General features: G+C 58.2%; 14 protein-coding genes and 1 pseudogene. 2 read left to right on the top strand and 13 right to left on the bottom strand.

Annotation, left to right across the window (positions count from 1 at the left end):
- Positions 1–49 precede the first annotated feature (49 nt).
- From O9K64_RS13015 to dctP, 4 genes and pseudogenes are all read right to left on the bottom strand, one after another.
- Positions 50–256 (bottom strand): annotated as a pseudogene (locus tag O9K64_RS13015) (hypothetical protein); the annotation flags it as partial.
- Between the two features lie 54 nt (positions 257–310).
- Positions 311–1,864: a TRAP transporter large permease subunit gene (locus tag O9K64_RS13010; protein WP_335342292.1), complete on the bottom strand. Its 1,554-nt coding sequence runs from the start codon at positions 1,862–1,864 to the stop codon at positions 311–313.
- Positions 1,861–2,562 (bottom strand): TRAP transporter small permease subunit, encoded by a 702-nt coding sequence (locus O9K64_RS13005; RefSeq protein ID WP_275098511.1) that lies wholly within the window; start codon positions 2,560–2,562, stop codon positions 1,861–1,863. The genes O9K64_RS13010 and O9K64_RS13005 overlap by 4 nt, the downstream gene beginning before the upstream one ends.
- A gap of 65 nt (positions 2,563–2,627) precedes the next feature.
- On the bottom strand, positions 2,628–3,992 hold the full coding sequence (gene dctP, locus O9K64_RS13000) for a TRAP transporter substrate-binding protein DctP (RefSeq protein ID WP_335342291.1): 1,365 nt from the start codon (positions 3,990–3,992) through the stop codon (positions 2,628–2,630).
- A 62-nt stretch (positions 3,993–4,054) separates the two neighbouring features.
- On the opposite strand from dctP, the gene O9K64_RS12995 reads away from it, so the two are divergent.
- Positions 4,055–4,795 carry an FCD domain-containing protein gene (locus tag O9K64_RS12995; protein ID WP_275098510.1) on the top strand — a complete coding sequence of 247 codons (741 nt, stop codon included), beginning with the start codon at positions 4,055–4,057 and terminating at the stop codon, positions 4,793–4,795.
- A gap of 303 nt (positions 4,796–5,098) precedes the next feature.
- Here O9K64_RS12995 and O9K64_RS12990 read toward each other — a convergent pair whose 3' ends face one another.
- The 8 genes from O9K64_RS12990 to O9K64_RS12955 all read right to left on the bottom strand — a co-directional run bounded on the left by O9K64_RS12990 (position 5,099) and on the right by O9K64_RS12955 (position 11,762).
- Positions 5,099–5,554: a GFA family protein gene (locus O9K64_RS12990; RefSeq protein ID WP_275098509.1), complete on the bottom strand. Its 456-nt coding sequence runs from the start codon at positions 5,552–5,554 to the stop codon at positions 5,099–5,101.
- Positions 5,555–5,636: 82 nt separating this feature from the next.
- Positions 5,637–6,698: a carbon-nitrogen hydrolase family protein gene (locus tag O9K64_RS12985; protein ID WP_275098508.1), complete on the bottom strand. Its 1,062-nt coding sequence runs from the start codon at positions 6,696–6,698 to the stop codon at positions 5,637–5,639.
- A 9-nt stretch (positions 6,699–6,707) separates the two neighbouring features.
- Positions 6,708–7,643, bottom strand: coding sequence for a carbon-nitrogen hydrolase family protein (locus O9K64_RS12980; RefSeq protein WP_275098507.1), 936 nt, complete (start codon positions 7,641–7,643; stop codon positions 6,708–6,710).
- A 200-nt stretch (positions 7,644–7,843) separates the two neighbouring features.
- Positions 7,844–9,529, bottom strand: a complete 1,686-nt coding sequence (locus tag O9K64_RS12975; RefSeq protein WP_275098506.1) for a winged helix-turn-helix domain-containing protein — start codon at positions 9,527–9,529, stop codon at positions 7,844–7,846.
- A gap of 102 nt (positions 9,530–9,631) precedes the next feature.
- A complete protein-coding gene (locus tag O9K64_RS12970; protein WP_275098505.1) occupies positions 9,632–9,829 on the bottom strand; it encodes a DUF1059 domain-containing protein in 198 nt (65 codons plus the stop codon).
- Between the two features lie 454 nt (positions 9,830–10,283).
- Positions 10,284–10,547, bottom strand: a complete 264-nt coding sequence (locus O9K64_RS12965) for an RNA recognition motif domain-containing protein (RefSeq protein ID WP_260293196.1) — start codon at positions 10,545–10,547, stop codon at positions 10,284–10,286.
- A 98-nt stretch (positions 10,548–10,645) separates the two neighbouring features.
- A complete protein-coding gene (locus O9K64_RS12960; protein ID WP_260293195.1) occupies positions 10,646–10,846 on the bottom strand; it encodes a cold-shock protein in 201 nt (66 codons plus the stop codon).
- 277 nt (positions 10,847–11,123) lie between these two features.
- Entirely contained in the window at positions 11,124–11,762 is a 639-nt protein-coding gene (locus O9K64_RS12955) for a hypothetical protein (protein ID WP_275098504.1), read from the bottom strand.
- Between the two features lie 356 nt (positions 11,763–12,118).
- Between O9K64_RS12955 and O9K64_RS12950 the strand changes: the two genes are divergently transcribed.
- A complete protein-coding gene (locus O9K64_RS12950) occupies positions 12,119–12,514 on the top strand; it encodes a phasin family protein (RefSeq protein ID WP_275098503.1) in 396 nt (131 codons plus the stop codon).
- 76 nt (positions 12,515–12,590) lie between these two features.
- Here the strand turns inward: O9K64_RS12950 and O9K64_RS12945 are convergent, their stop codons facing one another.
- A complete protein-coding gene (locus O9K64_RS12945) occupies positions 12,591–13,181 on the bottom strand; it encodes a DUF3501 family protein (protein ID WP_275098567.1) in 591 nt (196 codons plus the stop codon).
- Positions 13,182–13,191 lie beyond the last annotated feature (10 nt).

Raw genomic sequence — 13,191 nt, 5'->3', positions numbered from 1 at the left:
GCCCGGGGGCGCCGGCAGGCTGCCCCGTTATGGGAAGAAAACGCTTTAATCAACCGGCCTGACGCGCGAATTGCAACGCCTTTTGTTGACCACGACGCTGGTGCAACAATGGCTCGGTATAACCACTGGGCTGTTCACAGCCCTTGAAAATCAGGTCACAGGCTGCCTGGAATGCCACACTGCGCTCCAGGTCCGGCAGCATGCGCCGGTAAGCGGGATCAGCCGCATTCTGAGTATCCACCACCACAGCCATGCGCAGCGGGCTCAGTCGTTGAACGGGCCGCCCACCGGACGGCCCGGGTAGATGCGTCTAGCCATACACCAGATTGGGCAACCAGGTCACCACGCCCGGCATGAGCACGCAGAGCATCAATCCCACCGCCTGGAGCGCGAGGAAGACCAGCGACGACTTGAAGATGGTGGCCATGGTAATTTCCGGCGGACAAACGCCGCGGATATAGAACAGCGCATAGCCAAAAGGCGGGCTGAGGAAGGACATCTGCATGTTCACGAGATAAAGAACGCCGAACCAGAGCACCACATCATCTCCGGCGACACCCGGCAGGCCAAACAGACCCTCGAATTGCAGCGCCTGGACGATGGGAATGAAGATAGGCACCGCCAGCAGCAGAATGCCAACCCAGTCAAGGAACATGCCCAGAATTACCAGCAGGATCATCAGCAGAAACAGGATGCCATAGGCCGACATGCCCGTGGACAAAATTGACTGGGTAATAAACTCCTGGCCGCCCTGCAGAATGTAAAAGCCGACGAACACCGAGGCACCAAACATGATCCACAGCACCATGGCGGATGCCTTGGCGGTGGTCACGGAGGCATCCTTTAGCGCTTCCACCGAGAAAGCACCGTGTTTCATCGCCACCAGCATGGCGCCGAAGGAACCGATCCCGGCCGCTTCTACCGGCGTGGCGATACCCCCGAACAGCAGGCCAAGCACCAGCATCACCAACACCAGGGGCGCAACCAGGTCCTTGAGCAGCAGCAATTTCTGCCCGAAGGAGATGCGCTCTTGCGGCGGCACCGGTGGCCCCAGTTTGGGGTTAAGCTTGGTGCGGATCAGCACATAGGCAATATACATGCCTGACAACATCAGCCCCGGAATGATGGACCCAAGGTAGAGTTCGCCCACCGACTGCTGTGCCACCACAGCATAGAGGATAGCCAGGATCGACGGCGGAATCAGAATACCCAGGGTGCCACCGGCCATGATGGAACCCAGCGCAATCTGATGGTCATATCCGCGTTTGAGCATGGCAGGCAGGGCAATAATGCCCATGGTCACAACGGCCGCGCCGATAACACCCACCATGGCAGCCAGAATGGTCGATGCCAGAATCGTAGCGGTCGCAAGACCGCCGCTCAGGCCCCCCATCCACTTGTAGACGACGTTGAACATTTCCTCGATAAGACCGGCGCGTTCCAGCATCGACGCCATGAAGATGAACAGCGGTATGGCGGCCAGATCCGAGTTGGTCATCATGGGGAAAATACGCCCCGGAATGATGTTCAGCATGGTGGCATCACCCACCAGATAGATGAACATCACCCCCAGACCGCCGGTCACGAAGGTCAGTGGTAGCCCCATCATCAGCGCCACCAGCAGAGAACCAAACATCAGGTAGGTCAGGGGTCCGATGGCCACATCTTCCATGCTGCCAGCCAGACGAAACAGAAAGTAATCGTCTTCATAAGGGTCGTAGAACAGCGTATTGATCATCTCGACACCGATAATCACCGCCATCGACAGGGTCGCCAGAATCATCAGCCAGGTACCCAGGGTACCTCCGACTGAGCCGCCCGTGCGGGCGCCGGCCAGGTTCACTTGCATCACTTTGGTATTCACGTGTTTGTCTCCCGCCCCATAAGGACGAACAACGCAATGTCCTTGATCAGTTTCGAGATTCCGGCCAGCAGAATCAGTACGGCACCGAGCAGCATGACCGCCTTGACCGGCCAATACTGGATACCCCAGGTTTCCACCGTGGTTTCGCCCATGGAGTAGGCATCGGCAAAAAAGGTCCAGGAGGTCCAGACCAGGGCCAGCGCGAAGATGAAAAAGAACATTGACGTAAATATATCCATGCCGACACGTCCACGCTCCGGCAGGAAGTTGTACATGACATCCACCCGCACGTGTGATCCGTGCAGCAGCGCGAAGCCGCCCGCCAGCAGGTACTGCATGCCCAGCAACAGAAAGCTGGCCTCATGCACCCAGACCGTCGGCATGTTGAACACATAGCGCATGATGACTTCGAAAAAGTAAAAGCAGACCGCGTTTACCGTCCAGAAAGACACGAAAACACCGGATTTCTCGCTCGCCCAATCGATAATCCGGGTCAGACGGTTACCACTGGAAGGGTATTTGATAACCGGATCGTCATCGGCCTTGAGTTCGCATTCCAGTATCGTCGAAGATTCAAGCGACCCCCTTTTTTTTATTTCCCGCCGATCCAGCGCAATCATGATCAGCGGCATAACCGCCAGCCAGCCCCAGTAAAACCAGTGCGGCATGACGAAACCAAAGCCTTCTAAATCAGACATGACGTACCACCTCGCATAATGAACAGGGAGGGCTCGCAGCCCTCCCCCGAATTCGGCCTGCCGGGTTACTCCATACCCTTGATGTCATCGGGGCTGATGTAGCCGACGGTCTCGTTCATCATGTATTCGAGCTGCATGTCAAATATCGCCCGGGCATCTGCATCCTTGTTGGCCCAGTTGAACCAGATGGGAATGGCAGCGCGACGAAACGCCTCTACGTCCGCCTGGGACAGACGTGATACCGCGGTACCGTCGGCCTTGAATTTCTCCATGGCCAGGATGTTGCGCTTCTGGATAGTCAGATAATGACGTTGCGAATAGCTGCGTACCTCGTCTTCAACAATTTTCTGCACCTTGGGTGACAGCTTGTTCCAGGAACGCAGGTTAACGGTGAGATCCATCAGATCCACCGGCTGGTAGATCGACATGACGCCCGGAGGCCCCATCAGGATGGTATCGGTCACCTGTGAAAAGCCCAGTTCGTAGTTCACCGCAGGACCGACATAGTCCGCTGCATCTATGGTGCCTTTCTCTAGCGCCGGAAAGATATCCGACCCCGGCAGGCTGACGCTGGATACGCCAAACTTGCCAAACACTTCCGCCACCATGCCGCCTGGCAGACGCATCTTCATGCCGTGGAGGTCTTCCAGGGATTTGACCGCCTTCTTGGCATGGATGATGTTGGCGTCATGCTGAATGGGGCCGACATAGAACAGGCCGAATTTTTTGTAGATCTCACGGGTTTTTTCCAGCATGCCCATGCTGTAGAACATGGTGTCCCACTGAGCGGGCTGATCGGGGCCTGCCGGGTAAGAGGTCAGAAACACGGACGCAGGGATCTTGCCGGACCAATAGATGGTGAAGGGGTTCATGCCCTGCAGCACGTTGTTGCGCACCGCATCGAACAATGCATTGTTATCCGCTGCAACTGATTTAGCCGGAAACGGCTTGATTTTCAGCTCGCCAGCGGTTTTTTCCTCCATCTCGTTGGCCCATTGCTCAAACAGGTCGTAACCCACGGTACCCGCGTCCCATACGGATTGAACCTTCCAGGTCTGGGCGGCGGAGGCCTGGGCCGGTGCCAGCATGGTGGCGCCCAGCAGGGCGGCGGATGCCAAGACGGCAGATTTCAGAAATCCGCGTCGATGCGGTGCGGGGGTATCGGTCTTGGTGTACGGGTTGATCATGGGATGTTCTCCTTTGGCCTCGTTATTTGTATGGGCTAGCTCTGCATGGACGTAAACCGCGGGGCTGGATCCAGGGTCTGTGGTACCCTGTTCATCTTCATCCAAACGCCGCGCAGCACGCCTTGCTGACACCGAGATTCGCCAGTTTACGGTGCGGCGTCCATCGAATTCATAACTGGTCTGACCAGTTTGTTCTGTGCCTGTGTGGACGCTCCAGGGACGATAGCCGATAGTAAGCGGCATGAGGCCATACCACCGCCGCCCACAGAGATCCCACGGAGAACTGGTCTAACCAGTACACAAAGATGAAAAACAAAGCCCCGCCCATCGCCCAGTCGATCGCGCGCCACCTGGAAGAACTGATTCTTGATGGCACCCTGGCACCGGAACAGAAAATACCGTCCGAACGTGCGCTTGCGGCAAAGCTGGGCGTTTCCCGTGCCATCATTCGCGAGGCCCTGCACGAATTGCATGGGCGCGGCATCATTGAAACCCGCCATGGCCAGGGGTCCTTCGTTTCCAGTATTGTCACAGAGCCTGACGATACGGGCCCGTTGGTGAACCTGTATTTTGGGCATGCCCGCACACTCTACGACCTGTTCGAAGTGCGCGAGCAGCTCGAAGGCCAGGCGGCCTATCTCGCCGCGCAGCGTGCCACCGGCAAGGATCAGTACCGCATTACCCAGGCCTTCGAGGCTATGGAGGCGGCTGACCCGCTGACCAACGCCAATCTTGACCACGCCTTCCACCGCGCCATCGCCGGCGCCGCCCACAACCCGGTGCTGGTGCACATTCTTAGCAGCCTCAAGAACCTGATGCTGTACTCGGTGCAGGCCTCGGTACTGAATCTCAGCCACCGTACCGCCTTCAAGCAGCAGATCGACAAGCACCATCGACAGATCTACCACGCCGTGATCAGCCGCCAGGCCCGGTGGGCACAAAAGGCCGCCATGGCCCATGTGCGCCATGTCAGTGACGCCCTGCGCCAGATCGAACAACAGGAAAAGAACATCCTTCGCTCGGCCCTCACGGACAGCGACGCCTGATCCACCGCGCAAAACCTTCCCATCATCAAGGGTGCCTGACGTTTGCGATCAGGCCGCTGTGTCGCTACGCCCGACCTCTGGCACCCTGCGCAATTCGCAATGCGCAATAGAAACCTGATAACCGATCCATAGCCCTGCCCTCTGCTTCCTGCCGGGTGAACCCTGCTCCTCGTCCCCGGCACTGCCCCGCCGTCCGCCCAGCCATAACAAATGCTTAATTGAAAACAATTTCTATGTACCACTCCTCACCCGACGAAACTACGGTTGGTCAAACCCGACAGGCTCCCAGGGTGAAACCGCACCTCACTTAGACAGCCGATCCCCGCTGCCGCCGGCCTCCTTGGGTAAATCCTTGAACTTGGGCAACCCATCCCGAATGGGTTGTACGGACTCCTGATAGTGCACATGAAATGCCGGTTCAAAATGAAAATGATCAATTACCGCTGACGGGACATCAATCAATCCCATGGTGGGGTGATCGGTATAGAGATGCCCGCCGCATACTTTGCACCACTTGCGTTTGCTGACCACCTGCTGATGATCAGAACGGGGGTTTTGCTCATAACTGGCTATCTGTTCCGCACCCCGGGTAATCGCCAGGCTCTCCGGTTTCCACAAGGTAAAGGCACTGACCCGACCGGCGGACCAGCGGCGGCAGGAGTCACAGTGGCAGTAGGCCATCACTTCCGGCTCACCGGTCAGGGTCATCGCTACCCCGCCACAAAAGCAGCTTGCATGATAGATCGTTGTCGCATTCATGATGTTCTCCTCATACCCAGAGGATCTGAATTGACACCGGCACTATCGCCAGCATCGATCACCGCCCCTGTACAGATACCGGTTACAGCATGTACTCCGGTATATATTCGTTGATTTCAACGCTCTGCAGATAAGGCCGGGTGACCGATTCGTAATAGCGCGCTCCGCTCGTCAACCAGCGTTCCCAGGAGGAGCGCCAGGGTTGCGGCATCCGCGCCGGCAACCAAAAAGTGTCGGGCAGTGGTTGCAGCGGCTGGGCATGTGCCGGCAAGACGATATCGGCCAGCACAACCCCGGCACCCTGGGTCGCATCCCTTCGCGCCAGCACCCGCCCCTGGGCATCCACGATCATGCTCTCCCCCAGGTAGCTGGAGTCATAGGGCACATCCGGCAGGTCGGGGCTGAAGAAGCCGTTGAACCGACCGGCGTGGGAGGCGTGCACCACCGGCACGCCCAGGATACGGGCACAGTTCACCGGCGCCTGGCGCAGCATTTCCAGGTTGATGGCGCGCAGGGGGTTATCCGCCTCCACATCGTCACTCAGGGTCCACCAGCAGGAGCCGCACAGCAGCAGCCGCACCCGACCGTGCAGGCGGCGCAGGGTATCGGAGCGGATCATCTCCCAGCAGAGTGCCGCACCGACCCCGCCGAGCGGGGTGTCCAGCACCCCATCGTCCATTCCGCCGCGGTAAAAGCAGCGCTCCCAGTAGGTGGGCAGATCCTTGTCATGCTGTTGCACCTGGCCATCGGGATGACAGAGCAGAAAACTGTTGTAGACCTCTCCCTGGCGGCTGGCGAGAAAGGAGCCGCCGATGGTGCAACCAGTGTCACGGGCAAGACGCCGGAGCAGCGCGGCCGGTGTACCGTCGTGCGGTTGGATGGCGGCCAACATATCCGGGTGGAAGGCGGCTGCCGTGGTGAACAGTTCCGGTAATACAATCCATTGTGCCCCCTGCTTCCGGGCCTGGCGAATCAACTGTTCCGCCTGGGCCAGATTGGCCTGCAGGTCGGCCAGCCTGGGTGTCATCTGCAGGGCGGCCACGCGCAGCGGGGTGCCGGCGGTGGCCTGCGGTCGCACCGCACCGCTCCATCCAGCGCAGAGGGCGGCGGCCAGCCAGCCGTTGAAATGGCGCCGGTTTATCACGGCCCGGACTCAGGAGAAATCCACCGGGCACTGTGGCTGCCGGTTGACCTTGAGCTGAAAGAGATCCGGCCGCGCGTAGTGACCGGCCACGTCCAGGGTACGACGGGCCAGCCCAACTTTGGCCGCATCCACCTCGGCGTAGAGGATGCCTGCCTCGCGCCGCAGCGGCCCGGCCACCACCTCGCCACCAGGGGCGATGACCACCGAATCCCCCGGATTCACCCACTCTTCGGGATCCGGATAGAGGGCAGCCAGATCGGCCACATCCACCCGCAGATCCTCTCCCCGCAACAGCGTCCCGCTACCCACCACCCAGCAACCTGCCTCGCGGGCGATGTGGCGCAGGCTGCCGATCCAGTCGTCGTCGCTGTCATAGGTCGGAGCCACATAGAGCTCCATGCCCTGGGCATAGAGGGCATAACGCGCCAGCGGCATATAGTTCTCCCAACAGAGCAGCGCACCCACCCGGCCACAGGGGGTATCCACCACGTTCAGCCCAGCGGCGTCGCCGAAGCCCCATACCATCCGTTCCGGATTGGTGGGCATGACCTTGCGATGACGGTTCAGCACCGTCCCCTCCGGCCCGACCACCAGGTAGCTATTGAACAGGGTGGCGCGGCTGAAATCACTGTCCCGCTCATTGATCCCGCACAGCACGGTTACCTGATGCTGCCGCGCCGCCGCGCAGAGGGGTTCCAGATCGCCCCGTTTCAGGTCCACCGCCTGATCCAGCAGGCGACCGTGCAACGCCTCGCACGCTCCCCAGTCGGCGCCCGGCCTGAGACGCCAGGCCCAGGCGGGATAACCGGGGATAAAGGCCTCGGGAAAAACCACCAGTTCCGCCCCCTGGGCGGCCGCCTCCTCGATCTGGCCGACGGCCCGCTCCAGGGTCTTCGCCCGGTCCAGAAATACCGGTGGCATCTGCACTATCGCCAACTTACTCATGCCCGCTCTCCTGTGAGTTGATTGCGGACAGCGTGGGATAGCCCGTGCTGCCTGAACGGAGGTATAGGTGGAGAGGCCTGGGAAGTTCCGAATGATTCCCTAAGAAATTACGAAGAAACAGTTTTAATTTGTTTTTCAATAGGTTTCACGAGGAGTAAAGAAGAAAACGAACTGCGGCTTGTCGTCGTTGCAGAGACCGATTACGGCTTTTGCACACTCACGGCCGTTTCCACCAGACCCAATGACGCCAGTGCGGTTCGCAATTGCCGGCCCTGCCGCTGGTCGGTCATCGGGTAGGTCTGCAACCAGTTGTCGGCGTTGAAGTCAGTCTGCAGGGTGCGTATCTCTTCCGCCTCCCAAAGCGCCCCTGTCCGGTCTCCGGACGATGCCAATACCGCCGCCAGATAGATATGCCCTTCCAGATTGGCGGGATTGCGCATCAGCGCCTCGTTGAGATTGATCAGCGCCTGCTCCCAATCCCCCAGATAGAAATATGCGCGACCGAGCAGCAGGAAATAGAGATAACCGGCATCCGGATTGAGGCGAATGGCGGTGCGGATCAGTGCAGGTGTCTTGGCAGATTGCCCCATATAGGTGTTGATCCCTCCCATCAGGGCATAAGCATCGGCGAATGACTGGTCCAGGGAGATCGCCTTTTTCAGCAACCCGATCGCCTTCTCGTGCTGCCGTTGCTGGGCACTCACATAGGCCAGCACCCAATAGACTTCGGGAATGTCCGGGTCGATCTGCAGTGCTGTCCTGGCCATACCGCGCGCTTTTTCCAGCGCGTTACCCCCCACGGGCATCCACTGATTGCGGTAATCCGCCGCATGACTCAGGGCCAGACCGGCATAGGCGCGGGCGAACGAAGGGTCCAGAGCAATAGCCTGGCGATAGAACGTCCGAGCCTTTTCATTCTCGTCTTTCAAACGGACCAGGAGTAATGACTGAGCCTGCAGAAAATACTCATAGGCGGGAACGCTGTGGGTATAGCGGTGTGCCAGGTGCCGCTGCTCCGCTTCACTCACCTTGAGCGACAGGGTCGCGGCGATTTGCCGGCTGATCTGTTCCTGGATCTGGAACAGGTTGTCGATCGGTTGGTGGTAGCGTTCCGACCAGAGCTGACGACCGCTCGTCACATCCTGCAGATGGACCTGCACGCGCAGTTCGTCCGCGGCACGCTGTACCTCACCGGTGACCCGATAGCGCACCGGCAGCGCGTCCTTCCCGTCATCCTTCTGACCGAGAATGGAGCGGGACCCGATCACCCAGAGACTGGAGAGACGCGACAGATCGGTTATCAGGTCGAATGTCAGACCCTGGGCCAGGTAGGCTTGTGAGGCATCCTCCCCGAGTAATTGAAAAGGCTGCACCGTCAGCGTCGGCAACCCCTCGGCGGGCACCGGCTTAAGCGTGGAGACATCGGGCAGCCCGCTCATCGGTTGCGGCACGTAGAGTGTGCGATAACCCAGCACACCAATCAGAATGACCGCCGTCACCACCAGCAACGCCCAACCTGAGCGCTGGCGATTCAACGGCCCGGCCAATGCCGCTGGCGGGGAACGGTCAACCGCAACACAAAGACGATAACCGCGCTTGGCTACCGTCTGGATATAGCGGGGAGTTTTCGCATTATCGCCCAACGCCTTGCGCAGCTTGAGCACCGCCTGGGTCAGGGTGTCGTCACTGACGACAACGCCCGGCCACAGGGCCTCAAACAGCTGCTCACGGCTTACCGTATTCCCGGCATGTTCCGCCAGGTACAGCAGCAGACCCATCGCTTTCGGTTCGAGCGGGACCCGCTTGCCGTCACGGCACAGCTCATTGTCTGCCGGCATTACCCGCCAGGCACCCATGTTGAACGCTTCTGGTACGGATTGACTCAATCAGCTGTCCTGTATCGTGTTCGCTATCCGGTTACCTGATGGTCATCCACAACAGAACGCTACGACACGGATCATCCCTGGCCTATCTCGGGGATACCGGCGTCAGCTTGCCGGTGCCTCCCCCTCCTGGAACATCTTCAGCATCTGGTCCCGCAGTTCCGGACTATCCTGGTGGCCGTGCACTTGGCTGGCGTGTTGCACCGCCGCCTCCAGCAGTTCTTCCTTGCTGTCGGCGGAAAGGGCCACCGTGCAATTGGCCTCACTCGGGTAGTCGCGGCAATCGATGTAGTACCTGGCCATGATCAACACCTCCAAAACGGCTGCGATGATTGAAGCAGCGGCCCTGTCGGGCCGTCGCACCCCGTCCTGTATGAACGGAACCAACCAGCCTCTCCAACAGCTTGAGTATAGTTAAACAGAGCCATCTACCCAGAGCGATTTTCACTCAGCGAGTGCCTCCCGAGGCTTGCGAACGGCGGGATTGTTTTGGCCGTATCACAATGACAAAGGTATTTTATCTCTTAGTATGGAAAAGTTCCCTTGCTGCTGAGCGCTATCAGCAACGAGAAGCGCATCGATCAAACTTGCTGCGCATCGCGGCGCCCGGCGTATCCTGGAAGAAGCCTGTTCTCACGGCGCTGGAACGGAAAATGGAAAGGTGATCGGCGCATCAGACAACCCGTCGGACCAGGTGGTCGACGGACGGGAGGAAACAGCGGGATCGATGCTGATCCCCGGGTCTCTGGCGCTCGCCCTAGCGGCGGCGACGGCCACCTGGCTTGGGGGTCTCGAAGTTGACCTTCAGCGACTTGCCGTTGAACTCTCTACCATTCAGTCCGGCGATGGCGGCACGCGCCTCGTGGCCTTCCATCTCGATAAAGCCGAAGCCCTTGCACTGGCCGGAAAAGACATCCATGACCAGCTTGGATGCGCGCACCGTACCGAATTCGGAAAACAGGGTCTGGATATCTTGTTCGCTGGTGTCGGATGGCAGATTCCCGATAAATATCTTTTTCAATGAGGTTCCCCCTTTGCATCATGCAAACTGTTACTGCGGTAATAAAGAACCCCGCCGAAGCGGGGTTCTGCATATCGGTTTAGCCGATGAGGTGAGGCTTAGGCGCTAACCTTGCTCGCCTGCAGGCCCTTGGGACCCTTCTCAACATCAAAGGTGACCGGCTGGCCTTCGGCTAGGGTCTTGAAACCCGAACCCTGGATCGCATTGAAATGTACGAATACATCGGGGCCGCCATCATCCTGAGAAATAAACCCAAAACCTTTGGACTCGTTAAACCACTTTACAGTACCTGTAGCCATAAAACTTTTACCTGAAATAAATTAAACAATGTGCTTGTTGCTTACAGGTAATGAAACGAGGAATTGAGGGGGTAACAAGAATGGAACGACCAAAACTGCCGATAACAAAATCTGTAGCTGGGGACACTATAGGCCATGTCTATAAGATTAGCCAGGAGTATTTTTACATTTCGGTCAGATATTCCCGATCGCCCCGCCACCCCGGTAATCCAGGGAGCGAAAACGCCGTCTGACAGGGCAAACGTTGCCTCACCGGTTCCGCTCAGAGCCCAAGCCGCTAACCCTTTTTATCACGTTTCTTCTCTCTCTTTTTCTTTTTGTCGGATGATTTGTCCTTTTTGTCCTGCTTGTCTTTCTTGGGCGACTTCTTTTGCTTGTCCGACTGCTGCTTTTCGGTTTTCTCCTTCTTATCGCCCTTTTTCTGCTTCTTCTCCTTCTTCTCCTTCTTCTCCTTCTTCTCCTGCGCGTCAGGCTTGCTTTTCTGTTTCAGTTTATCCTTCTTTTCCTTCTTTTCCGGTTTGGGCTTCTCATCCACGGGTGTCGTTGTATCGGTCGTTGTCGCTTGAGGGGGGCTCTTTTCCGTCTTGTGCGTTTTCCGCTCTTCCGCCGGCAGGGCTGCCCCGGTTTCGTTGAACGGACGGTCGGCAGCGGCATTTTGCGCCGGATCGACCGGCTGACCGGTCGGTACCGGGTCACCGGCAACGGCAGCCTCGCCGATCCGCTTGAGCAGTCTGCGTGCCCCTTTTACGAAGGCCTCTCCCCGTTTCTCCAGCGTGGGACAGCGCTGTTTGAACTCGGCGATGGACATCCCGGCCAGCTGATTGGCCGTCTGGATGCCATATTGCCTCATCCTGACCGCCGCGCTGGGGCCGACGCCTCTGACATCAGTGAGGGGGATCTGCGGCTTAGCGGACATGGGTTACTCCTGAATGGTCAATTGCGGAGCACGATATTAGAGTTTCCCTGTCTCCGCAATGGGAAGAGCAATCGCTCCTGATTCCTAAATGACCGAAAACGGGGTGGTCTTCCGTGAATTTTTAAAACGTAACTACTCACCCGGTCGGTAAGTGATTGGCCTACCTTGTTAGTCGATCTTGATGGCGCCATCACGTGAGGCCGGCAAGTCAGGCCCGTCACCCAGTGAGTAGTTACTTTTAAACAAATAAATAGTTCACAAAAAATTCACCCACTAGTTATTGCACTGCAACAATTCCAGTGCTATGCTGCATCGCACCATCTGGGTAATCCCCTCTACTAAGGAAGGCCATTGTCATGACAAATGAAATTTTTGAAAAGTTTACCGCACAGGTTCAGACTGTTCTCTCTCCGGTCCAGGAGCTGAACAAGCTGTATATCTACAACATCGAGAAGCTGGCCGAGATCCAGCTGGGCAGCGTACGCGAATATACCGATATCTGCCTTGAGCAGTTGCGTTCCGCTTCCGAGATCACCGACCAGAACGCACTGGAAGCTTTCTTCACCAAGCAGGGCGAGACCTTCAAGCTGATCGGCGAAAAAGTTATTGCCGATTCACAGGCCGTGGCCAGTATCGGTAGCCAGTTCTCAACCGAGGCGCAGAAAATCGCCGAGAAGAGTATTGAGGTGGCAACCGCTGCCGTGGCACCGGCGGCCAAGAAGGCCCCTGCCGCTGCAAAGAAAGCCGCTTAATCAGCTCTTTCTGATCGAACAGAAACCGCCACTCGAAGGCTCGGGTGGCGGTTTTTTTATGGGTTAAAGCATCGCCCTATTGCAGGTCTCCCACCAGCGAGTTGCGCACATTTTCATCCAGCACGGTCTCCGCGCTATAGGCCGGGTGGCTGATGCCCGCGCGGATGGCGGCGCCGCCCTTGGCCGCCGCCGCCATCTCCGGGGTGAGCTCGAAGCGCACGAAATGGACCGATGCGGTTTTATCCTCGGTGGTGCGTTCCAGGTCTTCATTGGCCACCGGGTGAACCTTGTCGAAACCCTCCACCTGAACCCAGAGCGCCTCATCCACGCCTATCAGACGGGCCAGTTCACGCCGCCGCTGTTCCACATCGGCGTACTCCATCATGAAGGTGGCCTTCCAGTTCTGCCCATCCGGGATCAGTGGATTGTACACATCCAGTTCATCCTGAATCCCCCTGGCTTCAAAGATCCGCTCGATCCTGAGCATCTCCTGCACCTGGTACTGCATGGTGAGGGCATCCTCAAAATAGAGCGCGGCGTGTTCACCGATGGCGACCCGCCGGTCCTTTTTATGCGCCATCACCTGGGCCCGGAACTCGGGACGGATACGGGCATACTCTTCCAGGCTGTAAAGATTTTCGTGTGACAGTTTGCCCATCTCTGACATCTCCTCGCTA

Source organism: Sedimenticola hydrogenitrophicus (assembly GCF_029017505.1).
Lineage (GTDB): Bacteria > Pseudomonadota > Gammaproteobacteria > Chromatiales > Chromatiaceae > Sedimenticola > Sedimenticola hydrogenitrophicus_A.
This window is presented reverse-complemented; position numbering and strand designations above follow the sequence as displayed.